The organism is Saccharospirillum salsuginis (assembly GCF_014651855.1).
Classification (GTDB): Bacteria; Pseudomonadota; Gammaproteobacteria; order Pseudomonadales; family Natronospirillaceae; genus Saccharospirillum; species Saccharospirillum salsuginis.
Genome location: NZ_BMXR01000001.1, coordinates 243814 through 267391 on the forward strand (window position 1 = coordinate 243814; position 23578 = coordinate 267391).

Sequence of the window (23578 nt, forward strand, 5' to 3'; positions counted from 1 at the left end):
GGAATCTCTCCTTATGCCTCGCTTTCGCCGTCTTCTTCCGATTCGGCCGCTTTCTGTTGAGCAATCAATGCCTTCAACTCATCTTTCAAAGAGGTGACGTCCGGCTCCGAGCTCAGAATGCGCTCCACTTCTTTGCGGAATGCGCTGTTGTCCAGAAGGTTCGATTTCAGGTCCTTGAGCAGATTGCGCATGGACAGCATCTCGCTCAATTCGGGAATCTGGGAAGCCACCTGTTCCGGGTGAAAGGACTTGAACCCTTCGGCTTTCAACGAGACGCGGATGTCTCCGCCGTCTTCCTTGATCCGGTTCGGGACCGTGTAATTCATTTCAGGCGACATGTCGCGCATCACCTGCTCGACATTGTTCGAGGTGATGTTGACGCGTTCACGCTCGGCGACGTCGCCCTCCCCTTTACCATTGCTGAAGTCGCCCAGTACCAGCAACTTCATCGGTAATTCCTTCTTTACGCTGGCACCGCCGGTTTCGAGATCCAGAGCGATGTTAACCCGAGCGCGTGGGACTTCATTTTGAAAACTGTCTGCCATGATGAGTTCTCCTCTTGCTGAAATGGGGTTGCTCGGGCGAGTCGACTCGTCCCGAAACCTCCCTGTTTAAAACCATTGGGCCGCGCGTGCCAGATCGGTGGCACACATCAAGGACTGCAAGCGGGCGATGTCTGCATCGAGCCGGTCCTCGCTGTCCTTATCCGCTTCCGCTTTCAAGTCCTTCAGGACCATCCAGCGCTGTCGCCATATCGCCATGGCCAGGTCCGGCACCAGGGTATCGAGCCCCAGTTCCTGAACACTTCGATCCAGTCGTTCGAGCATGGGCTCGGCCAACGCGGCCTGACCGCCTTCGTGGCACAACTGGGCCTGTATTAATCGAGCGCGGTGGCCATTCACATCCGAGCCTTGACCTTGTTCGTGCAACCAACGCAAGGCGACGCCGAGGTTTTCCTCGTCACGCAGGCGGCGCCCTTCGCTCAGCCAATCCGCGCCGTCGTTAGTGCCCTCGCCGTCACCGGCCGGGGCGATCTGCTCCAGCCAGCCCTGGGTAGCGCCGCCCACAAACGGTTCGCCGTTGTCGAAACTCAGTTGCTTCAACTTGGGCAATCGGTCGAACAAGGCACACACAAAACGCTCAATCTGCAGGGCTACCCCTTTATGTCCGGCTTTCGCCGCCGCCGTGGCCGACAAACGCTGTAGTTCAAAACAAAACGCACCACCCGGCTCGAAAAAGGCTTCCTCGGCGGCCAGAAATGCATTCATCCAGTCCTCGTTGTCGCATGCGATACGGACTTTGTTGACGCTCTGATCCCGTGGCGCGGGCACCCGTGTCTTGCCGGCCTCGTTGGGTGGGAGCTTCAAATCCCCCCATTTCACACTGCGGGCCAGGCCGGCCATGGCGCCATAAAGTTGCTTGTCACGGTAATACCCCAACAGCTGCTTGTGCGCCTGCAGCAGTTGCGCTTCCGATTGAATGCCGCCGTCGCCGATTGGCGGAGCCGAAGGCGCGGCCGTCGCCGGTGCGGAGGATGCCGGTTGCGACTGAGCCTGTGACTCGGCCGGTTTTTTGTCTCCCGCCTTGGGAGCCGGTTGTTGCTTCGCCAGCCACTGACTGAGGTCCGGCCAGCCGAAGCCCTCGACACCGGCCGCGCGAGCGACGTCGATGAACCCCTTGAACTGTTGGTCGGCGGCGACATAGATCTCTTCCGATATGTCGCCTTCGAAATTCTGAATAAAGGACAATACCCTGGGCTGTTGCAACCATCCCAGGGCGGACTGTCGAGCTTTGGGTTTACGCGGATGGCATTGATCCTCGAAAGCCGTCAGCAGCCCTTCGAGTAAGCGAATGCCCTGGTAAAACCCTTCAATGCCGTGCAGTCGACTGGCGGCCATGGTGAAGTATCCGGCCGCCCGCAGGTCCTTGGCTTCATCCGTCAGCACCTCGGTGGCGAGCGACAGAATCAGGTCGAAGTCGACGTCCTGCCGCTTTTCCACTTCGGCTTTCAACAGGGTAAAGCGGTCACTGTAGCGGGGATCCTCGCCGACATCCTCGGGCTCGACCGGTGCCAGACACCGCTCCAGCCATTCGTCCCAGCTTGTCATGTCATTAATGGCAATCGTCATCCGATTTGACTCCAGCGTATGGCTACATCCAACAAAAGACTGTCGGGTTGTTCGATCAGTTGTTCCGCCCAGCCCTGATGATCGCTTCCATCGACGCTCATCCAGTCGGCACCGGCGGATTCGGCCCCGTCCCGGAACAGGTTTTCGAGCCGCGACGCCGTCATCGGCTGTGACAGGACGTACAGTTGACCGAAGGCGGCATCCAGCGTCCAGACGATGTCGGGCCGCCACAGCCGCGAACGATCCATCCCCGACAGCAAGTGCAACCAGAACAGCAGGCTGTACGGCGCCAGCTCGGGCGTACCCAGTGGCAGGCTCAAGTCGACCGGGGCCCGTCTCGTAGTGACACTATGCCGGTATTGGTCGATCAGGGTGCGACAACCGGCCAGCAACCGACATTGCAACGTCGGGTCACCACCAGCCAGGTGGCTCAGCCAGTGCGCCAATGTGAAATCCGCCATGCACGCCATCGACTCCGACATCAGGCGCTTGCCAGACGGACTTTGGCGAGACCACTTGTCCTGCCGGAGCGGCGACAACTGAACTTCTTCGGGGCAGGCCAATGGCCAGGCCAGGGCCGCCTCGCATTGTTGAAACAACTGCCAGCTGCCGTAAAAAATGGGCGCCGGTTTGAAATACAAATCCACGTCCGACCAGCGGGCGTAGTAAAAAAACGGGTAGCGCCGACCGTGACTGTCTTCACTGGGGAAGAGGTAGCCGCACAGGCTTTGACGATCCAGCCCGCCGACGGTCATGAACCCCAGCCCCTGCGGAGGCACCGGGGCTGACTCCTCGCGCCCCGCCTGCATCACCAACCAGTCTTTCATACAGGCGTCCAGCGTGGTGACCTCCCGGGCATCGGCCGAGTGCTTCAAGTAGTCGGCTCGGCTGCGCAACTTACCCAGATACCCCAATTCAACAGCGACTGGAGTCGGGCTGGGAGCCGGAGCCGATTTGTCCGCGCCGAACCCGAACATCATCCCGCCTGGAACAGGTTTCGCGGCAGCGACAACTGGCTGAACAAGTTGGCGTTCAGCACACTGCCTTCCCGATCCGCTCGCATCCGGAAACGGACCGATGCCGGGCGTGGTTCATTATCCAACTGCCAATGCAGCTCGAATTCGGTGCCGCGCAAGTGGGTGACGTCGGCTTGTTGGATCAAGCGGACGAAGGCCCATTGACCGGTGGCTTCGAGCGTCGCCGGTGCGACCTGGTTCCCGGCCCGGGCCATTACCCGGGCGAAACTGTCGTTCTTCGACAAGGTCCAGGAGAATTCACGCCACTCCTGGGGTTCGTTGCGATATCGGTAATGACTGCCGTCGACCTCGATCAGGGATTCGGTCACACCGGGTACCGGCATCGGGTAAAGCGCATACCCCATACCCATCTCGCCGGTGCCGGGTTTGAACAGGCCGCTCGCGATCCGATCGGCGCCCTGCAAGGCCTGGAAGAATCCGGGGTTAAAGGCCAGGCCGCGATTCAACCAGGTCCGGCTTTGCCAGCGTCCACCGGACTTCTTCAGGAAGGGCTGCAACTCCTCGTCCATGAACCGCCACAGCGTGCCTTGCTCCGGCTGCAACAGCAGTTTGACGTCATGCGGCGTCGCTTCCACCTGGCTGGTGGAAAACGGGAAACGCCCTTGCAGGTCGTTGGAATAGGCTCGATAAACGCGGCTTTCCCACTGTTGTTGCAACGCCTGATTCGCGCTGCCCAGCATGGCGTACCAGGTGTATTGCAGCGGCGCGCGGAACTGATTGGCGACCCACTCCCGACTGCCGGGCTTCATCTCCTGCAACAAACCGTTGATGGCGATCCAGCCGGCGTACAGTTGCTTCCCGTTGGAGTCACCCGCCAACAATTCCTTGGCGTAGTCCTTGGCTTCCCGGTGAATGTCCGAGGCCGCCAGCATGAATTCCAGCTCTCCGGCCAATGCCTGCAGTTCCTGCTGATAGCTGGTCCAGACCGGATTGGCGGATGCTTTTTGCTTGGGTTGCACCAGCTCGAACAGAGTCTTGGCCTGGCGTTCGAATGCGGGGATGATCGGGATGGGCGCCGGCTCCTCGGATTCGTCTTCGCCTGTGACCTGATTCGCCAGATCGCTCATCTGGGACCCCTGCTCCAACATCGGTTCGGTCAGGGAGAGTTCCAGCGCAACCCGATCGAACAGGGAGGCCCACGGGGCCGATTCATGACCCAGCGCCTTGATGGTACGCACCGAATCGGTCAGATCGCGGAACGCGGGAACCCGCACGCTGCTCAGGAATTGGGTCCAGGCGTCGGCATAGCGGGCAAAATACAATTGCCGCAAATCGGAGCGCAAGCGACGCTTCAGACGATCGTCCGGGCCGCTGTTTTCGGATTCGGTTTCCATGCCCAGCACCCAGTCACCGGTACTGGCGGTTTTTGCCAGGGTATCGATTTCCTCGGCGACGTAGGATTGCCAGGCATCACGGGTGTAGATGCCGGGAACCTTTTCCTCGGCTCGCAAGGCACCGGACACGGCATCCGCGAGAATATCGCTGATGATGACATCGTCGAATCGTCCGTTGGCGGAAGCGACCAGTCGATTGTAGAGCATCTCGGCGTCGGCTTCGGTCGCGAGGTTGGACTGCGCCATCTCGACCACTTCGTTGCCCGCCAGCCAGGGGTTGGTATGGCTCTCTTCGATATCCGCGAACACCTCGGTCAGATAAAAACGGACCATCTCCTGCATAACCGGCTGCTGTTGCTGATAACTGAGCAGCAGATCGGTCTCGGTGTAGGTGTCGTACCAGAGTTTACTCAAGTACGTCTCCAGAAAGTCCTCGTCCTGACGTTCCCGATGGCTGGTCATCATCAGATAGGCACGCAACGCCTGGTAGTAGTCCTGCTGACGGGCGATTCGCTCTTCTTCGGTCCACTCCGTCCAGGCGGTCCCGTACCGGTTCAATTCGGTCTGCAGGGACGGTACGACCCGATCGTGCAAGGTTCCGGTCACGGTATCGAGCAGCAGACGGTGCATGGGTTCGGCATGCGACTCGACCAGCGAATAGCGGCGCACCAGTTGTACCGGCGAATAGGTTTGCATGTCCTCGAGCTTTCTATAGTGCTCGTAGAGACCAACCAGAGCGTCCAGCCGTTCCTGTTCACCGACCTCGGAATCGTGGTAGCGATCCAGCAGCGTCTCCGCTTTTTTCTGGTAGTCGCTGATCAACAAGCGGTTGGCCGTGTAGGTGCTGAACAAACCGACACCGGTCACCGTCAGTAAACCGGCGATCAGTACAAAGGTGGTGGCTTTGCCCAAACGATCCCAGCGCTGGCGTTTGCGGTTGCCGCGCACGGCGTCCTTCAACGGAAAAATAACGTCGGTGAAGAGACGATCGATGAAATAGCTCCGGGATTCTCCGGCGCGCTCTTTGGCTTGAGCCGTCACTCGGGCGAATATGCTCTTGAAGGCGTTGGATTTACGCTCGAGCGCGACCCCTTCCTGCGTACTGGAGGTGAAATAAACCCCCGCGAACCAGGGGGATTCATGGTAGGGGTTATCCTTGAATAACAACGCCAGCAGATCCATCAGTTTTTCGACCGCACCGGCGAACTGGTTCGGGAATTGATAAATCTCAACCTTGTCCTCGGCGGCACCGGCCAGATTGATTTTCTGCGAACGCTGCTCCAGCAGGCGGTGGTAGAGCTGGTTCAAGCGTTCCTCGAGCACACCCAGCGCATTGGATGAACGGTCCTCGGTTTCGTCGAGCAGGTACACGCCCCAGGGTTGCTTGACTTCCCCGTCGCCGAGATCGCCGAAGTAGGCCTCGAAACCTTTCAGCAGGTCGGACTTGGTGATCACAATGTAAATCGGAAAGGTAACGCCGAGTTCGGATATCAACTCGTGCAACCGGTTCTTCAAATGCTTGGCGTGCTGTTCCAGGGTGTCCTTGTCGGAAGTCAGAATCTGGTCCAGTGGAAGCGCCAGCATCAGGCCATTGATGGGCATGCGCGACCGGTTCGCCTTAAGCACCCGCAGGAAGTTGAGCCAGTCATCGTTTTCATCGTCACTGGTGTAGCGACCGGCGGTGTCGATCAGGATAGCCTGGTCGGAAAACCACCAGTCGCAGTCACGGGTACCGCCGATGCCCTGAACGTGAAAACGCTGGTCGTCCTTCAAGGGAAATTCCAGACCGGAGCGGGAGAACAGCGTACTCTTCCCGGCGGCGGACGGACCGATGACCATGTACCAGGGTAAGGCGTAGAGCGCACTGTTGCCGCGATACCGGGTACCGAGATGGGAGGATTTCAACGCGGACAGGACGTCCGAGATCTTGTTCTGGATGCTGTCGGACGACTGGTCGTCGCCCATCTTGTCCAGTTGCTGTCGCAGACGTTTACCGCGAACAGCGTTGTACAGAAAGCGCAGAACAAGAAACAGCAGAAAAACGCCGATGACCGCCGCCATCGCCATGAATTTCAATCGCTGGCTGTTCAGACCAACGTAGTGACCGAGATACCAGATCAACACCAGTACCGCGGCGATACCCGCCAGCCAACCGCTGGCCTTGGAGAGCAACAAGCCCTTCAGTTTCATCAGGATTGTATTACCCATCGGTCGCTTCCCTATTGACCTGGCTCGTCGCCATTTCCCGTTCGATTAAATGTTCGGCGCTTTCTTCGAGCGAAGTCCGCATCATCGCGCCATAGGCCAGAAAGAGACTCATCAGGGCGGCGGCACCGATTGAAGCCATCACCCAGTACGGCTGATTGCCACCTATGCGATACACCAGCCGGCTTTCCGGTACGGCCTGGTCCGCCAGATCACGGGGGACCGGACCGTTCAGATCCTCAAGCTCGGCTCGCAAGTTGGCGATCAGCGCCTGCAGGGGTTCGTAGCCGCGAATGCGATAGCACCCCTGATACCCGAATTGCAGACAGCTGAAATACAATTCGACCACCAACCGTTGGTTGGCCAAATCCTGGCGAAGCTCTTCCAGGCGATCAAAAAAAGCCTCCCCGGCATTGCTTTCACCGAAAAACTCCACGCACAACGGCTTGACCATCCAGTCGAACTTGTGGGGCCAGCGGGAGGACATCACCATCTCATCCACATAAGCCGCCATACCGAACCGCACATCGCGGGTCATGGCACTCGGCCATTGTTTTTCGAACGCCCGACGCTCAAGCTCCAGAAAGGCCTGTTCGAGATCCTTGCGCAACTCCGCCGGGACGGACTCGGCCTGGTCCGGATTCCGCAGGGGTTCGACCAGATTGAAAATGGGGGCACAGCCTTCCACCAGGGTGGCGTCCAATTCGCTGTATTCCGCGTGCATGGTGGTCATTCCTCAATCACCAACAACTCGATATCGGCCGAGACGAAGTCACCGAGACTGAAGGCCGAGAACTGACCTTCACGACGAACATCGAGCCAGGCGTCGCTGTTCTTGTCCAACTTGAAGTACTCGTACCCGGACTTGATCCGGACTTTCTGCGGAACCCGCTGGGTATGCACCAACGGGAGGCCCGGCAAGGCGCTGGCGATCATGGTTTCGATCCGGCTGGGAGCGCCGACCTTGAAATAATTGGGGAATCGGGTGAACCAGGAGGGATCCGCACTGTCGTGACTGACCGCCAGGAAGAACGTGCACCGATCCATCGCCGCTTCACTGAGCTTGCTGGATTCATAACGCCCGGGCGCGGCCTCGTTGAGTGTAATACCGGAGTCGGGTCGCTTGCGCTGGGCACCCAGTATCTCGCGGAACGAATCGAACAGGGTGATGAACGACGCCCCGGGCTCCTCGTGGCGATACTGCCCGTTGAACGGCACACTTTCCGGAGCCAGGTGCAAGGCCAACCGATCGTGGTAGCGCGTCAGCAGGCTGAACAGATCGAACGGCGACTGCCGGGTGTGGGATTCCATCAACCTGAGTTCGCTCAAGGCTTCGGTCAATTCGGCTTGCAACAGGAAGTCCGCCATTTCACCGGCGGTCATATTGTGCAGGTCACCCAGCTTGATGCGTTGATCCTGCAGGGTCCGAAACCGGGACTGGAGAATATCGATCAGATTGGTGATCAACTGACCCAGCTTAGGCACCGCGTCCAGAGTCAACATGGGCGGCAGATACTCTTCATCCAGTACGTACTCGGCATCGTGCTTGTGCACCAGCCGGACGAGATTCAGGGACAACAGGCTTTCCTGCACACTGTCGACGGTTTGCAGCCTGAGGTTGGGCTTGCCCAGCGGCACTTCACGGAGCCGACCGACATCGTAAACGTCCTCGACCTCCGAATACTCGACCTGCCAACCCGCCGATCGCCCGGAACTGGTATAACCGGTGATGTTGTCGGCCAGTTCGCTGTTGGGCACCACCAGGGCGATGGTGAGTCGTTCGGCGGGGTATTGGGAAAGTTCCAGCTCAAGACGCCCGTCGTGCTCGCGGTGATAGTCGATTATGCGGCCATCCGGCAGAATGCCCTGACAGGCGATCACATCGAGCCGACCATTCAACAGCGCCGACTCGTCCAGGACCAATTTACTGACACCCCAGTCATACGTCTCAAAGATACGTGACCGAAGCGCCTGTGTGCGGGAATGGTATTGATCCCAAGCCTGAAAGTGCTGTTGACCCAAAAAAACACCTTCGGCCCAGATGACCTTTCTTAATCCTTTCATACGGTTCCCTGATGCAACCTGGTCGGGCGGCTGGCGCCACCGGACATTTCAATGGATTGTTGAACATATTTGGCCCGCCGCACCGAACGTGGCACGACAAAGCCGAAAAACGAGTTTAATTGTTAGCGATATTGCAGATCGATGTCCGACCCGGACACGGTCAACGACATTTGAGTGGAAGCCGGGATGAGACCGTGATTGATCTTGCGATAGGCTTTCCAGTTGCCTTCATGCGAGCGAAAGAATGCGACGATGCCGGCGTAGCGGGCGCCCTCTTCCTTTTCGACCTCGATTGTTTTGCTTAATGAAGGCTCGATGGTGAACTCATGGACCGAAACGAGGGACGAGGCCAGTATCTGGGTGTCCGCCTTCCACAAATCTTCGTAAGCCGACTGCTCGAACAAATCCGTATCGCTGAGCTGGTAGACCCGCAGCAGAACAGCGTAGGTATTGCCGTTTTCGTCGGCATTGAGCGTATCGGATGCCTGAACACGAAAGTTCAGTTGGGGAGTGGAGCACGCGCCCAAAAGCACGGCGCACAGCAGAGTGAGACCAATCTTCAATTGCTTTTTGATGAGCATCCTGGCTCTCCTTGAATCTGATTGTCCATTCTGTCCATTTCAACAGAGGGTGCGTAACCTACCACAGCGTCACGTCGAATTGTGTGAGCTGCTTCATAAAAATCATTCGGTCGCCGCGGAGAATTGCTCGCGCATAACGCCTGCTGAGCAAAAATTAACCGCGCCGTTTTCTCTCTTTTTTTAGCAATACCATCGATAATTGGCGAAGACAACACTTCCATGATTTCTTTATTTTTTGTGATCGAAGTCCGTTTTTTGCTCTTGCGCGGCCACGGACCACAATGGCATCCTCCATCGCCGGTTCGCATGCGAATGCACACTTTTCGCCCAAGGAACACCGCACAAGGATGCACCATGATACCCAGAATGATTACAGTACTGGGCCTGATGGTCGCCACTGCCCCCGCCTGGGCTGTGGAATGGCAACAGGCACGCTTCTCCATCGGCACCGGCCCTCTGTTCGCTTCATTGCAATCGCAGGATGACTACCCTTCCGCACCCGGTCTGGGTATTCAGGGGGATTATCAGGTACCCGTATTCGTCGAGGGCCATACCCGTGCCTATGTGCGGGGTGCGCTGAACTGGGCGCAACACAAGCCCGATATCGAAGACGACCAGCACGGCACCACCGCCTACGGTTTAACCGCCACGGCCGGCTTGCTGCATGACCTGAAATTGGGCAATCGCCTGATCTGGATCGGCGGCGGCGCCGGCCTCGGCTCGCTGTCCCAGGTAAACCACTACTCCTGGCACCAGGACGGCAACAGCTGGACCCAGACCGAGTACGAAACCCGTCACGACCCGACCGTCGTGCTTGAAGGTTCACTGCAGATTCCCATTCAGGAACGCCTGTTTATCGACCTCAGTGTTGACTGGCCGGTTATAAAACCCGCGCTGCTGACAACCCGACTGAGCGTCAATTTCAAACTGAACTGAGATCGGTCCGACCCCGCGTTGGATCGCACTCCGGTTCGCCCCTGTAACGGAACCGAGGGGGGCTGACCCAGTGTCACGACCCCTCCAAAAGGATGAACGATGAGACGGACAATTCCTTTCTTCCTCTCCGGTGCGGTCGTGGGACTGGCCGGTTGTGTCGCCGACATTCCCGAACTGCCCGACGAATACCAGAACAAGGCGCCTGTTATCGAAGGCGCGTCCAGTCAGGATCTGACCGAGGGCAGCGTCAATCGCATCGAAGTGACGGTATCCGATGACCGGGACAGCGCGAGTGATCTGACCATTCAGTGGGACATCAGCCAACAGGCCGCCAGCGCTCTCGGCATCACCCCCGACGGTACGGCCGTGGACGTTGAGGTGCCCTGGCAGTCTTCCGGACAGCAAACCGCCCGCCTGACCATCACTGTGACCGACAGCGACGGCGAAACCACCAGTGCGGACATCGACTTGACGATCCGCAAACAAACTTTTCTGGTGGCCCAGGCCGAGAAGGAACAGAGCGACAAGGGCGACCTGTACAAGGTCGGCTACCCCGCGACCGATCCGTTGCATCTGAACGATGCGATCGGGCTGCAGGAAACCCTGGAACAACCGAGCCTGTCACCGAACGGGCAATACCTGGCGTTCATCCGGAATCACTCGGTCGATGGCGAACAACTGGTCATGATGGAATCCAACGGTTCCGACGAGGTGCCGGTCGAACTTCCCGAGGAAGTCGGCAGTAACATTGTCGAGTTGTTCTGGAGCGCCGGCAGCCGTTGGTTGGCTGTGGTCACGCAAACGGATGCCACCGAACCCGTACAGCACCTGGTACTGGTCGATTCCGAAGCCACGGCCACAGCGGTGACCACCGATCCCGGCCTGAATTCCGCCACCGCGTTTCGGTTTTCCGACGACGAAAACCATCTGGCCTGGGTGAACGAGACCGGGGAATTGATTTGGTACAACATCGCCGAGGCTACGCCAACCACCCTCTATGCCGCCGATGAAACCGGATTCGCGGCCGGTGTCGACTACCGCTGGCACCCCAGTGACAGTCGGTTGGCCTACACCGCCATTCGAGGGGCGGCCGGTTCGGAACACCTCTATCTGGCCTCCCCGGACACACTGACTGAACCCGCGGTGGCATTATCGGAACCCTACGGTTCACACGTACACGCCCTGAATGCCATGGCGTGGTCCCCCAAAGGCAACTACCTCAGTTTCACCGGTGATCTGTTGGTCGATGAACAGTTCGATCTGTTTGTCGTCGACTGGGTGGCCAAGCAGGAAGATGAAACGGCCGAGGCTCAAACCCGGATCAACAGCGGCTTGGTGACCGAAGGCGACGTCGCGGCTTACCGCTGGAGTCCGGACGAGGGTCGGGTAGCGTACCGGGCCGACCAGATTACCGACGGCGATGTTCAGCTGTTCTCCTCCACGGTTTCCGGCGGCTCCAACCGTCAGTTGACCGAGTTTGGTGAGCAAAGCCATACCCTGTTCTGGGATTGGGTGTCGCCGGAGTCGATCGTGGTCGCCGTCAGCGCGCCCAATCCGTCCGTCACCTCGCCCAGCCATCAGGTCAGCGTGTACAACGTCATACCCGACAAAGAGAAAGACCTCTCATTGCTGACGGCGGACATCTATCACCACGATGAACGCGAGAAGGTCGAAGACATCCGTCTGTCGCCGGACCGGAGCAAGCTCGCCTTGCAGTCTCTGGTCATCAGCTCTCAACAGGTACAGGCGCATGTGCTGGACTTTCAAACCCAGGAGCTGAAACAGGTCACGGACCTGAATACCCAGGAATCCGACCACGACTACCTCTGGTCTCCGAACAGCGACGGCCTGTTGTATCTCACCCTGAACGGTAGCGGTGAAGGTATGCGGTTGATCTACCAACCGCTGGAGACTTTGCCGGAAACGGAATCCCAGTCGTTACTGGGGGAAATGGCGCCCAACGGTCGCATCCTGGACTATCAGGTCGCACAGTAACCAACAATCAGCCTCTACAGCAGGATACGCTCTCGCTGGTAGAGGCCGATGGTCGCCCCCAACAGGATGACGGCGGCCAGGACACTACCCGCAGTAGTCAGCAGAAAATGCGTAACGGGAATGGCCTGCGATGCCACGGCCATTTCCATGATCTTGAACTGGCTGATGATCGGGATCAGCAACGTCACGGTCTGTGTGGGCACGTTCATGAACTGCAACAGAAAGAACGGTACCAAGGGCACCATCATGGCCAGGCTCAAATGGGTCTGAGCCTCCTTGGTGTTGCGGGCAAACGCGGCCACTGTTAACAAAAACGCCGTGATGAGCAGCGCCAGCGGCACACCCAGGACAAAGGCCACCAGGAAAGTGTGCGGGCCAAAATCAATGCCACTGCCGAGGAGATCGGCCGGCAGGAAGCTGAACAACGCATAGGACGTGATCAGCGGCAACACCATGGACAGGATGACGAAGAAAAACACGGCGGCGTATTTCCCGAGCACCGGACTGATCCGGCTCATGGGCAGGCTCAACAACGGCTCCAGGGATTGACGCTCACGTTCACCCGCCGTGGTATCGACGGCCAGGTAGAATCCTCCCATCATCATCGAATACAGCAACAGAAACGGCACGATATAGGCGATGAAGGGAACCTCGAGCCCCTCGCCGGACAGATCGTTCTCCACCACGTTCAACGGCTCGAAAATACGCGGATCGATGCCACGTGCCTGAAACCTCAGCTGCCGAAGGGTGCGATCGTATCGATCCAATATCGCAGTTAATTGACGTTTGAGTTTCCTGGAGTCCTCGTCGGATTCGTCGTAGTGAATCAGGACGTCGGCCGGCTGAGCAGCCCGAAACCGGTCATCGAATACCGTCGGTATTTCCAGTACAGCGTCGATCCGTCCCGCTTCAATCTCTTGCTGAAAATCGTCCGGCGCTTCCTGCGCATCCAGATTGTTGGCCTTGAGAAACTGCATCAAATGCGCCGCGCGCTCGACGCCGACGACGGCAATGGTCTTGGGCTCTTCGAAATCGATGCTGTTGCGGTGCATGCCGAGCAGCAGCGGACCGATCATCAGCAAAGGCATCAACACCGGTCCGTACAGTACGGCAAAGAACAGCGAGCGTTTGTCGCGCACATTGTCCCGAACTTCCTTTTTGAATATCGTCCATATCGGATTCATTCGGTTGCCTCCAATCGCCCGCCGATGGCCACGACAAAGGCGTCCTCCAGATCGGCTTGACCGGTGCGTTCGCGGATGCCATCGATGCTGTCGGCGAGGGCGACTCTTCCGTCACTGATGATGGCGACGTGATCACAGAGCATCGACACCTCCTGCATGATGTGACTGGACAGCAAAATACAATGCCCTTCATCCCGCAGTTGGCGCAAAATGCTGCGCAGTTGGCGTGTGGCCATCACATCCAGGCCGTTGGTGGGCTCATCCAGAATCAGGGTGCTGGGTTCATGGATCAGAGCCCGCCCCAGCGCCACCTTGGTTCGCTGCCCCTGGGAAAATCCTTCCGCGCGTCGATCGGCGAAACCCCGCATCGATAATCGCTCGATCAGTTCCCCGGTCTTCATCCGGCTTTGGCGCGCGTCCAGCCCGCACAGTTCGGCGTAATACGCTATGTTTTCTCGCGCGGTCAATCGCGGGTACAAGCCCGAGTTGTGAGGCAAAAAACCGATCTGTCGACGAACCGCCTGTGGCGCTTCGGTGACATCGAACCCGTCGATCTCGGCGCTTCCGTTGTCCGGCTGGATCAGGGTGGCGAGAATGCGCAACGTGGTGGACTTACCGGCCCCGTTCGGGCCCAGCAAACCGGTGATCTGCCCGTTCCCGGCTTCGAAACTGACATCGCTGACGGCCTGAACCCGGTCTTTCCGGGAACCCTGCCGCCGGAAAGACTTGGAGAGTGCGGTTGCTTTAATCATCCCGTTTCCTGGTTTGTGCCGGTCCGTTGAAATCAATGAATGCCGGGGTGGCCCGCAGACGCTGCAGACAGGTGCCGTCCAGTTCCGCCGGGCTGGCTGACTGGATGAACTGCGCCACCAGGGTCGGCGCGCACCCCAGCACGCTCACCGAATGTCCCTGCCCGGGCAGGACAAAATGACGGGCATTGCTCATATTTCGCATAGCCTTTTCGGCATAGGCGGGTGGTGTAATCGGGTCCCACTCTCCGCTGAACAGCAGGGTGGGAATGTCCGAATACAGTGGCTGTTTGAAATTCGGGTCGATGACACCCTGCGGCCAGACCGAGCACGTATCCTGTAACGCATTCAACACCAGATCACCCATGTAGGTGGCTTCCACCGGTTGTTGATCGATTCTGTCCGGCTGAATTAAGGGTACATCCTCGGTGCAGACCACGGCGTTGTGCATACCGATGGCCAGCGCCTGCGAAGATTGACGGATCAATTCGAATGCACGCCGGGCCAGAGGAGCGAAGTTGTCGTTGGCATGAGCTTCATAAATAATGGGCGGTAACAGGGCCGTTTGGTCGGTATGGTAAAGCGAAAAGCGCACCAGCCCGATGACGTGTGCCGCCGTCAGTTCCCGGGTTATTTGCCGACCGGTGTGCATGTTTTCATGGGTCACCGACCGCGGGCGTTCCGTCAGCGCATTGAGCAGCGCTTCGAATTGCGACTCCAGTTGCGGGTACCTATCGGCACAGTTCGGAGTCTCGCGGCAGCGCAGGAAAAAGGCATCCAGGGCGGCCTGACTCTCGATGGCGATGCCAGGCCCCAGATTGAGCGCCGGGTACACCACCGAATCCAGTACGGCGGTGCGCACCGACTCGGGGTATTGGCGCATGTAATGCTGCACCACCCGCGTGCCGTAAGAGACACCCATCAGGTTCCATTGCGGAACCGCCAACGCCCGACGTACCTGTTCCAGGTCGCGAATGGCGACACTGGTGGTGTACTGACGAGGATCGCCGTCGAATTGCTCCAGACACTCACGCGCGGTCTGGCGGGTGACCTCGGCGTCGTATTCGAGCATGAGTTGCTCTTCATCCGGAAAATCGCACGATTGCCGGCCGGAATGACCGGTGCCACGCTGATCGACCAGATAGAAGGTGCGCTCGTCGTCCAGTTCGTCGAAGACGCGGTCCAGAAACAGGAAACTTTCGCTGGCGGCCTGGCCGGGTCCGCCGGCGATGGCCAGAAACGGATCCGGCCGGGGGTTGGCCGTGTCCGCTTTAAGGCGGGTAATCAGAAGGTCCACCGTCGGACCGTTCGGAGCATCGTAGTCTTCCGGCACAGCCAGCGTGGCACACTCGACACGGCGGGCGCGGCCCTGGGCTTCCAGATCGCAGGGATGAAAGTCGACCGACCCGACCGTCTCCAGGATTCGATCCTGAATCTGCACCTCGTCCGCAAGGGCCGGGATCGTTGTGGTCCAGCCCAGAACGGCCAGAAGCGCCCATCCAGAGGCGGCTTTATACATGAGTTATTCCATCGATTCCGATATCAAAGGCCGGTCAGGGTGACGGCCCGGGTCGCCCGCATCAAGTGACGGTAGTCATGGTGTGATGGCGGTCGAGCCGGCGCTCAGTAGCCGAAGGCGGGCATCATACCGAACATGAGACCGAGGCCGAGCAGCATCAGTCCGGTCGGCCGCCAATGCTGACGGATGGACCAGAGGCCATAGACCAACGACAGGGGCGGCACCAACACCACCAGGCCCCAGAACATGGAATCCCGAAAGGCTTCGGCCAGCAGCCAGGCATAGCCCACCACGATCAGGGTCAAGCCCAGGTAAAACAGCAACAGCGTCATGAATGGTCGTCGTCCGGTAAATGCGGCGCCAGGATGGCATAAAGCTCGGGTCGATGCTCGCGGATTTCACGAACACTCAACCCTTCCAGCGAATGCGGGTATTTCAGCCAGGCATCGGTCTCGTACAGATAGAAGTCCGGAACCCGATCCGTTTCATTGCGGTCGGGCTTGTAATACGGCACGGCCAAGCGGATGTCGGCCGGGGTGTTCAGCCGCGCGCGCCGACGCAGTTCCTGAATGATGGCCTCGATCGACCGGCCGGTGTCGTACACATCGTCGACAATCAGCAGGGCATCGTCGTGGGTGATGTGTTTGACCAGATAATCCAGCCCGTACACGGCTACCTCCCGGCGCTGTTGATCGATGCCGCTGTACGAGGCGGTACGGATGGCGATGTTGTCGGTCGCAATACCGTGGTAGTCGAGAAATTCCTGAACCGCCGTCCCGATCGGCACCCCGCCCCGCCAGACCGCGATCATAAAGGTCGGCCGGAAGCCGCTGTTGACGATGTGCGCACCCAGCTTGAAGGAATCCTCCAGCAAGCCCTGGGCACTCAAGTATTGTTTTTCCGCCATGGCCGCGTTAGCGTTAATCTGAGTGAATAGTCACCCTATCATCCCCAGAGTTCGAGCGACTGGCAACCCATGAAGACCCACCCGCCTCAGATGAACAAGCAGTATCTGCACGAACAACAGCTGATCGAGGATGCGTTTCGCCTGGGCGTGAAGATCTTCGAGAGCGGTTTTCGCCCAAATTTCATCGTCGGCCTCTGGCGCGGTGGCAGTACCGTCGGCATCTATGTGCAGGAGTGCCTGCAGACACTGGGCGTTCAAACCGACCATTTCGCGGTGCGTACGTCCTACAAGGGCCTGGTCCACTACCCGAAACTGGTGGCGTCGCCGGACACCGAGATCCGAGTGCACGGAACGGACTACCTGGTCGAATCACTGAACGCGGACGACCGCCTGCTGATCGTCGACGATGCGTTCAGCACCGGCCACAATGTCAGCGCCCTGCTCGGCCGTTTGCGCAAACACCTCAAACGCAACATGCCCGCAGACACCCGCATCGCCACCCTGTACGAACGGCCCTCCGCCAATCGCACCGGCCTGCGTCCGGACTATAGCCTGCACCAAACCGAAGACTGGCTGGTGTTCCCCTACGAACTGACCGGCCTGGGCCGGGAAGAACTGGATGCCAACAAGCCCTTCCTCAGCCCGATACTGGATTCGGTCAACCGCTGAACTGGTCCCGTTTGGCGGCGAGCGTCTCTTTCCAGTCCTGAATGGCTTCCGTCTCCGGCGGCGACACCATCGGTTCGCCGTCCCGGCCGAAAACCTGCCCGGCACTGATCACCTTGCCCTTGTGCAGAATCGCCATCCGGGCATGACCGATGGAGTGCAGGGTGTCGCCGCGATAAAAGCGCTGCTCGAAATAGGCGTATTTTTCATCCCAGCACTTGAGCCGGACCACCACATCCACACGGCTGAACGGCGGAAACTCACGGATGTAGGTCAGTTCCTGAGCATTCAGCACCGCCCGATAGCGACCGAACAGAAAATCCTTACCCAGACCGCAATCGACCAACCATTGGATACGGCACAAATCCCCAAATGAGAAATACCGCGCCGCCGTCAAATGGATGTTCAGGTCCATATCGTGCAGCCAGACACGTCGACGTTGGCGGATGGTAATAAACGGGTCCTGCCCTTTGGGGCGAAACAAGGAGGTAACCACAAGGATCAGAAATCGGCCGATCAGGTTCATAGTAGGGTCCACTGACATTCAATCGGCGCTCATCCTGACCAGCGGATCGTCAAAATGCAAATAGCAAGTAGGTTGGATTAGCCGAAGGCGTAATCCAACATTGCTGAGGTGTCGATGGTCGGTTCTGTGGTTGGGTCTGCTACCGGTTCCGTGGCTGGGTTCGGGCAACAGACTCAATTCAGTATGAGGCATCCGTATCGATGCCCAGCAATGACTGAAACGCCCCCTGTGCGCGCTGGCGCTCGAATTCATCGGTGCTGAGGCTCAGCCATTGCTCGCTGGTGAGACCGAGCAGAACCTGATCGGTCACCGGCAGCATTTCATCGAGATGATGGGTGACCAGCAGCACTGTGCTGCCCTGTTCGGCCTGCATATCGCGCACCCAGTTCAGGCCTTCCTGGCGTAATGCCGGGTCGAGCGAAGAAAAGGGCTCGTCGAGCAACAAGACGGGTTTGCGTTGCAGAAACACCCGCGCCAGGGCTGCGCGTTGTTGCTGGCCACCACTGAGTCGGTCCGGCGTGCGGTCCAGCAGATTGGCGATGTCGAATCGGCGCGCCGCCGTCAATACGCGCTCGCGGTCGGCTTCATGAAGGCGGCCGGACGGGTGAATGCCCAGGGCCAGGTTGACCTCGACACTCAGGTGTTCAAACAGGTTGTGGCTCTGAAACAGGATGCCGAACGGACGGCGATGCAACGGCTGGTCCAGCACATCGCGGCCTTGCCAGCGTACCTCGCCCGCCGTGGCGGGCAACAGGCCGCAGAGCACATTGAGCAGAGTCGACTTGCCCAGACCGCTCGCCCCGACAATGGCCATCAGGTCACCGGCGGCCAGCTTGAACTCCCAGTGAAAATCCTGATCACCCAGCTGGGTAGTCAATTGTCTAACGTCCAGCACGGTAGCGCCCCCTCGCCCATTCGGCCAATAACAACAAACTGGCGCACAGCGCCAGCAGGACCACCATCATTTGGGCGGCCAGGGTCATTTGGTAACTGCCCATGGATTGATAGATCAACAACGGCAGGGTAACAAAATCGACCTGACCGACCAGCGCCGCCACGCCCATGTCGCCCAGGCTCAATACGGCGCTGAGCGCCAGCGCCCAGAGCATAACCGGCCGCACCAGAGGCCAGTAGACCAGGCGCAATACCGGCCAGGTGCGCATGCCCAGCACCCGGGTCAAGCGATGGTATTGACTGTGGGCCGCCTGAATCCGGGCTTTCAGGGGCTGCAGGATCAAGGGCATGGCCATCAGGGCGTTCACCCATATGATCAGCGGCCAGGTCGCTTCGCGCGCCCACCCCAGTCGCAGGCACAACAGGAACAGACCGGTGGTCAGCACCATCGCCGGAATCACCAGGACGCCGAAATCGAGCCAGCGTGACCGGCGTGTGCGAACCGCGCCGGGAAGGCAGCGGCTCAAGGCCAGCAGAACGGCACAGACGGAACTGAATACGGCGATGCCCAGGCTGGTTCGCAACGCGTCCGGCAAACGGGCGGGCCAGTGCCAGTCGGCTTGCAACGCCCGATCCAGCAAGGCCGCATAGGGTGACAGCAACAACGCCAGTAACCCGAGAATAGCGCACCACTGCAGCGGGGACGGCCCCCGCTGTCCACCGCGCGGTTGACGCACGGCCGCCTCCATATTGAGCAGTCCGCCCTGACCCAGCGCACCGATCGCCGTCAGCGCCAGCGCACCGTGCAGCACGGCGTACAACATGGCCGCGCGGCTGTCGAACTCGTACTTCAGTGCCTGATAAACCGCCACTTCCAGGTTGGTATTGGCCGGACCGCCGCCCAGGGTCAGGATCACAGTAAAACTGCTGAAACACAGCAGGGCGATCAGGACGAACACCGGCCCGGACGCCATTCGAATCAACGGCCATTCCAGCCAGCGCAGGCGATGACGAAGTCCCATACCCAACACCTCCGCCAAGCGCTTCTGATGATCCGGTATCTGACTGAGTCGATCCCACAACAAGCGGGTGGCGAACGGCAGATTCAGCGCCACATGAGCGAGCAGGATGCCGGGCAGCCCGTAGACGGTCCCGGGCAGGGTCACCCAGCCGTTCTGGCCGAACAGGGAGACAACACCCAGCACCACGGCCAGTACGGGCAGAATAAACGCCAGATTGAGGAAGGCGGCCAACAGCCATTGGCCGCGAAACGGTGTCTGAGACAAAGCCCAGGCGAAGGGCCATGCAAGCAGCAGGGAGAGCGTCGCCGACAACAGGGCCTGGTAGATGGAAAACCAGATCACCCGGACGAGCCAGCTGTCGAAATAGCTGGCCCAGGCATAGCCACCGCCGGGATGCAGCACCATCCCCAGCGCCGCCAGCGCCAGCGTCAGCCAGAGCAGGCCGGCGCCCAGGCGCCGCAGCAGTCTGTTCCCGGCGATCATCTCCCCGTCCTACTGGCTGGCGGCGTTACGCCACTCGCGCAACCAGTCGCGGCGATTCTCGGCCACCGTCTCGCTGCTGAAGTACAGCGTTTCCGGTCGGACCATCTGCTCGAACGCTTCAGGCTTGTCAGCGCTGTCGAGCACCGGCCACATCCAGTTGGTGCCGGGCAATACGTCCTGAGCGGGATTGCTGACCAGAAACGCCAGGAAATCGCGCGCCCGGTCGATCTGATCCGAGTTTTTCAGAACGGCGGCCACTTCGATCTGAGCGTAGTGGCCCTCGCTGAAGATGGCCGCCTGATATTTGTCGGTGTCTTCGTAGGTCATGTGATAGGCCGGCGAGGTGGTGTAGCTGAGCACCATGTCGCTCTCGCCTTCCTGGAACAGCGAATAGGCTTCGCTCCAGCCCGGTGTCACGGTCACGACCCGTTCCTGCAGCGTGGTCCAGGCGTCTTCGGCTTCGTCGCCGAAGACCGATTTCATCCACAGCATCAAACCCTGGCCCGGCGTGCTGACGCGCGGATCCTGGTAGATGATGCTGAGATCGGAGTCGTAGACCAGTTCCTCGAGCGACGAAGGTACCGAATCCACGCGGGTCTGGTCGTATACGAACGCAAAATGGCCGTAGTCGTAAGGTACGAAGGTGTCGTCTTCCCAGTCATAGGGCAGCGTCAGTCCGGACAGATCGACCCGGTGCTTGGCCAGCAGGTCCAGCTTCTTGGTCTCGGCGATCAGGGCATCGTCCAGACCGAGGATGATGTCGGCCTGACTGTCCTCGCCTTCCAGGCGCAAGCGGTTCAGCAGGGCGACCCCGTCTTCGAGACCGACGAAATCGACTTCGCAGTCACAGTCGGCCTCGTAGGCTTTTTCGATTTGCGGTCCCGGCCCCCATTCGGAGACGAAGGACTCGTAGGTGTAGATGGTCAGCGGGTCGGCGCTGGCAAGCCCGGCGGCCAGCATGGGTGTGGCCATCAGGGCGGTCTTGAATACTGTCATGGTGGTGCTTCCCGTATCAATCGTGACATTGATACCGGCGTACAAACATTCTGGGCGTGGGCCCGGGATGTTTGCTGGGGGAAAGGTTGAAGTGGCTCGAAGCCCATCGTCTCAACTCCCTACGCCAGCATTAACTGGTTCAGGTTCGGCGGGTGTGTCTCAGCCCGGCTGCATACACAGCGGGCACCCCGGCGAGAACGCTATTGATTACTCCAGTTTCGCAGTTCGAGTTGGCTGAGAGGCAGTGGCCCGCGTCGGCTACCGGGGATACCCCTGTGGGGTCGGCGTGTATCCATCCATGGAGCCTAGACCGCAGCATCCCTGCTGCGGACTACCCCACAGGGGTATCCCCGGAATCCGCCGCTGGTCAGTACGGCGAACTCCGAAACTTGAGTAGATTAAAACGACCGTCATTCTACTGGAGTCGGCGTTTAATCCAAAATTCTGTCACAATCCCCGGCCGAATCCGCAATGACGGGTGATGGATGTCACTTCCGCTGTTTCAGGCACTCGATCGACTCGACGATCACCTCAAGGACCCGGTACGCATCCAGCGCTGGGCCGGTGGGGCGTGCAACCGGGTATTTCGGCTGACCGACGCCGAGCGTACGCTGGCGCTGCGCCTGAACCGGGCCGATACCGATCGGCTGGGCGTGGTGCGTCGGCGCGAGACCGATATTCTGAAGACTGTACAGGGGCGCCCCTGGGCGCCCGAGGTGGTGGCCATCGACGATGATGGCTTGCTGACGGCCTGGGTCGAAGGGCAGTCCCCCGCTTCGGGCGACAAAACCGACCTGGACTGGCTGGTTCAGGCTTTGACCGAGGTTCATGCCGAAACGCCCGATGTCGGCGTGCTGAACATGGCTGAACAGATACGCCACCTTATGGAGCAAGGCCCGCCCCTGGAATCGGCCATCGCGCAGGCCTTGCATCGACACTGCGACGCCTACCGTCTGCCGGCTTCTCTGACGCTCTGTCACCATGATTGGCATCCGGGCAACATCGTGACCACCCGGCGGGGCTGGGTCCTGCTCGACTGGGAATTCGCCGCCCTCGGCGACCCGGTTATGGATGTAGCGGCGGCATGTCAGGGTTTCGAACTCGATGCCGCTCAAATCGAACACCTGGCGGGGCGACTGACTCTGGATGAAGACCGCCTCCGGCAGGCGCTGTGCCTGATGGAGGCGGTCGCGCTGGTCTGGTACCGGGCCAACCCCGAATCCGCGCAGCAGGCGGACGCCAGCGCCGACGCCTGGTTTCAGCGCTGGAGCGACGTGCGGTTTTAGGCGTTCAAATGCGCCCGGATGCGATCGACCACGCGGTCGATGGCCGCATCGTCCAGATCCAGATGGGTCACCAGCCGAATGTGGCGCCCTCCGGCGATCAGGATGTCCTCGGCTTTCAGCGCCTCTTTGAGACGATCGCCGACTTCGGCCGCGCCGACATCGACGTACACCATGTTGGTGTTGACGCTGACCGACTCGACGGCCTCCATCGCTTCCAGTCCACCCGCCAACCGTTCGGCGCGGCGATGATCGTCGGCCAGCCGATCGACATGGTGGTCCAGGGCATGATGGATCGCGGCGGCCACAATGCCCGCCTGGCGCATGCCACCGCCGACCATCTTGCGCCAGCGGCGCGCCTCGCCGATCAACGAAGCCGGCCCCACCAGGACCGAGCCCAGCGGCGCACCCAGCCCCTTGGAACAACACAGACTGACCGTGTCGGCGTAGCCGGCCAACCGATCCACCGGTGTATCGGTCGCTACGGCGGCGTTGAACAGTCGGGCACCGTCGAGATGCACCGCCAACCCGCGCGACCAGGCCAATTCACTGGCGTCGCGCAGGAAGGCTTCGGGCATGACCTTACCGGAATGGGTGTTTTCCAGTGCCAGCAATCGGCTGCGCGCGAAATGACTGTCCTCCGGTTTTATGGCGTCGCCGATGTCCGACAGCGACAGCGTACCGTCCGGCTGCACCGGCAACGGCTGGGGTTGAATGCTGCCCAGCACCGCGCCGCCACCGGCTTCGTACAAATAGGTATGGTATTTCTGCCCGACGATGTATTCGTCACCCCGGCCACAATGCGCCAACAGCGCCACGAGATTGCTCTGCGTACCGGTCGGCAGCAATAAGGCGGCTTCTTTTCCGGTCAGCGACGCCAACCGTTCTTCCAGCGAATTGACCGTCGGGTCGTCGCCGAAGACGTCGTCACCCACCTCCGCCGCCATCATGGCTTCGCGCATGGCGGATGTGGGTCGGGTTACGGTATCGCTGCGTAAATCTATAAGCTGGGGATTGGAAGGACGACTCATCGACAAGGATCTCCACCGGTAATTAGGGTCCGAGCTA

At 59.7% G+C, this 23578-nt stretch carries 22 protein-coding genes and 1 riboswitch; of the genes, 4 read left to right on the forward strand and 18 right to left on the reverse strand.

Annotated elements, in window-relative coordinates:
- Positions 1-11: 11 nt before the first annotated feature.
- The 8 genes from tssB to IE111_RS01070 all read right to left on the reverse strand — a co-directional run bounded on the left by tssB (position 12) and on the right by IE111_RS01070 (position 9658).
- Positions 12-545, reverse strand: coding sequence for a type VI secretion system contractile sheath small subunit (gene tssB / locus IE111_RS01035; protein WP_189606636.1), 534 nt, complete (start codon positions 543-545; stop codon positions 12-14).
- Between the two features lie 66 nt (positions 546-611).
- On the reverse strand, positions 612-2129 hold the full coding sequence (gene tssA / locus IE111_RS01040) for a type VI secretion system protein TssA (protein WP_189606637.1): 1518 nt from the start codon (positions 2127-2129) through the stop codon (positions 612-614).
- Complete coding sequence (locus tag IE111_RS01045; RefSeq protein ID WP_189606638.1) at positions 2126-3109, reverse strand: TagF domain-containing protein; 984 nt, start codon at positions 3107-3109, stop codon at positions 2126-2128. The genes tssA and IE111_RS01045 overlap by 4 nt, the downstream gene beginning before the upstream one ends.
- The gene (gene tssM / locus IE111_RS01050; RefSeq protein WP_189606639.1) at positions 3106-6708 is read right to left on the reverse strand and encodes a type VI secretion system membrane subunit TssM; all 3603 of its coding nucleotides are present in this window, start codon (positions 6706-6708) and stop codon (positions 3106-3108) included. The genes IE111_RS01045 and tssM overlap by 4 nt, the downstream gene beginning before the upstream one ends.
- Positions 6701-7438 carry a type IVB secretion system protein IcmH/DotU gene (icmH, locus tag IE111_RS01055; protein ID WP_189606640.1) on the reverse strand — a complete coding sequence of 246 codons (738 nt, stop codon included), beginning with the start codon at positions 7436-7438 and terminating at the stop codon, positions 6701-6703. The genes tssM and icmH overlap by 8 nt, the downstream gene beginning before the upstream one ends.
- Complete coding sequence (gene tssK / locus IE111_RS01060; protein ID WP_189606641.1) at positions 7435-8769, reverse strand: type VI secretion system baseplate subunit TssK; 1335 nt, start codon at positions 8767-8769, stop codon at positions 7435-7437. The genes icmH and tssK overlap by 4 nt, the downstream gene beginning before the upstream one ends.
- Positions 8770-8891: 122 nt before the next feature.
- The gene (tssJ, locus tag IE111_RS01065; protein ID WP_189606642.1) at positions 8892-9350 is read right to left on the reverse strand and encodes a type VI secretion system lipoprotein TssJ; all 459 of its coding nucleotides are present in this window, start codon (positions 9348-9350) and stop codon (positions 8892-8894) included.
- Positions 9329-9658, reverse strand: coding sequence for a hypothetical protein (locus IE111_RS01070; RefSeq protein WP_189606643.1), 330 nt, complete (start codon positions 9656-9658; stop codon positions 9329-9331). The genes tssJ and IE111_RS01070 overlap by 22 nt, the downstream gene beginning before the upstream one ends.
- A 58-nt stretch (positions 9659-9716) precedes the next feature.
- Between IE111_RS01070 and IE111_RS01075 the strand changes: the two genes are divergently transcribed.
- Positions 9717-10286, forward strand: coding sequence for a hypothetical protein (locus IE111_RS01075; protein ID WP_189606644.1), 570 nt, complete (start codon positions 9717-9719; stop codon positions 10284-10286).
- Between the two features lie 99 nt (positions 10287-10385).
- Complete coding sequence (locus tag IE111_RS01080; RefSeq protein ID WP_189606645.1) at positions 10386-12281, forward strand: PD40 domain-containing protein; 1896 nt, start codon at positions 10386-10388, stop codon at positions 12279-12281.
- A 14-nt stretch (positions 12282-12295) separates the two neighbouring features.
- On the opposite strand, the gene IE111_RS01085 is transcribed toward IE111_RS01080, so the two are convergent.
- The 5 genes from IE111_RS01085 to IE111_RS01105 all read right to left on the reverse strand — a co-directional run bounded on the left by IE111_RS01085 (position 12296) and on the right by IE111_RS01105 (position 16640).
- The gene (locus tag IE111_RS01085) at positions 12296-13465 is read right to left on the reverse strand and encodes an ABC transporter permease (protein WP_189606646.1); all 1170 of its coding nucleotides are present in this window, start codon (positions 13463-13465) and stop codon (positions 12296-12298) included.
- Positions 13462-14217 (reverse strand): ABC transporter ATP-binding protein, encoded by a 756-nt coding sequence (locus IE111_RS01090; protein WP_189606647.1) that lies wholly within the window; start codon positions 14215-14217, stop codon positions 13462-13464. The genes IE111_RS01085 and IE111_RS01090 overlap by 4 nt, the downstream gene beginning before the upstream one ends.
- Positions 14210-15733: an alpha/beta hydrolase gene (locus IE111_RS01095; RefSeq protein ID WP_189606648.1), complete on the reverse strand. Its 1524-nt coding sequence runs from the start codon at positions 15731-15733 to the stop codon at positions 14210-14212. The genes IE111_RS01090 and IE111_RS01095 overlap by 8 nt, the downstream gene beginning before the upstream one ends.
- A gap of 104 nt (positions 15734-15837) precedes the next feature.
- Positions 15838-16065: a hypothetical protein gene (locus IE111_RS01100; RefSeq protein WP_189606649.1), complete on the reverse strand. Its 228-nt coding sequence runs from the start codon at positions 16063-16065 to the stop codon at positions 15838-15840.
- Positions 16062-16640, reverse strand: coding sequence for a phosphoribosyltransferase (locus IE111_RS01105; RefSeq protein ID WP_189606650.1), 579 nt, complete (start codon positions 16638-16640; stop codon positions 16062-16064). The genes IE111_RS01100 and IE111_RS01105 overlap by 4 nt, the downstream gene beginning before the upstream one ends.
- 69 nt (positions 16641-16709) lie before the next feature.
- Between IE111_RS01105 and IE111_RS01110 the strand changes: the two genes are divergently transcribed.
- Positions 16710-17309, forward strand: coding sequence for a phosphoribosyltransferase (locus tag IE111_RS01110; protein WP_229805086.1), 600 nt, complete (start codon positions 16710-16712; stop codon positions 17307-17309).
- Here the strand turns inward: IE111_RS01110 and IE111_RS01115 are convergent.
- From IE111_RS01115 to thiB, 4 genes are all read right to left on the reverse strand, one after another.
- The gene (locus IE111_RS01115; protein ID WP_189606651.1) at positions 17299-17832 is read right to left on the reverse strand and encodes a thioesterase family protein; all 534 of its coding nucleotides are present in this window, start codon (positions 17830-17832) and stop codon (positions 17299-17301) included. The genes IE111_RS01110 and IE111_RS01115 overlap by 11 nt on opposite strands.
- Positions 17833-18010: 178 nt before the next feature.
- Positions 18011-18727, reverse strand: a complete 717-nt coding sequence (locus tag IE111_RS01120; RefSeq protein WP_189606652.1) for a thiamine ABC transporter ATP-binding protein — start codon at positions 18725-18727, stop codon at positions 18011-18013.
- Entirely contained in the window at positions 18714-20231 is a 1518-nt protein-coding gene (locus IE111_RS01125; RefSeq protein ID WP_189606653.1) for an ABC transporter permease subunit, read from the reverse strand. Before IE111_RS01125 ends, IE111_RS01120 begins: the two co-directional genes overlap by 14 nt.
- Positions 20232-20240: 9 nt before the next feature.
- A complete protein-coding gene (thiB, locus tag IE111_RS01130) occupies positions 20241-21227 on the reverse strand; it encodes a thiamine ABC transporter substrate binding subunit (protein ID WP_189606654.1) in 987 nt (328 codons plus the stop codon).
- 98 nt (positions 21228-21325) lie between these two features.
- A riboswitch (TPP riboswitch) is annotated at positions 21326-21428 on the reverse strand.
- A gap of 284 nt (positions 21429-21712) precedes the next feature.
- Between thiB and IE111_RS01135 the strand changes: the two genes are divergently transcribed.
- Positions 21713-22513, forward strand: a complete 801-nt coding sequence (locus IE111_RS01135; RefSeq protein ID WP_189606655.1) for a phosphotransferase — start codon at positions 21713-21715, stop codon at positions 22511-22513.
- On the opposite strand, the gene ltaE is transcribed toward IE111_RS01135, so the two are convergent.
- Entirely contained in the window at positions 22510-23541 is a 1032-nt protein-coding gene (gene ltaE / locus IE111_RS01140) for a low-specificity L-threonine aldolase (RefSeq protein ID WP_189606656.1), read from the reverse strand. The genes IE111_RS01135 and ltaE overlap by 4 nt on opposite strands.
- Positions 23542-23578 lie beyond the last annotated feature (37 nt).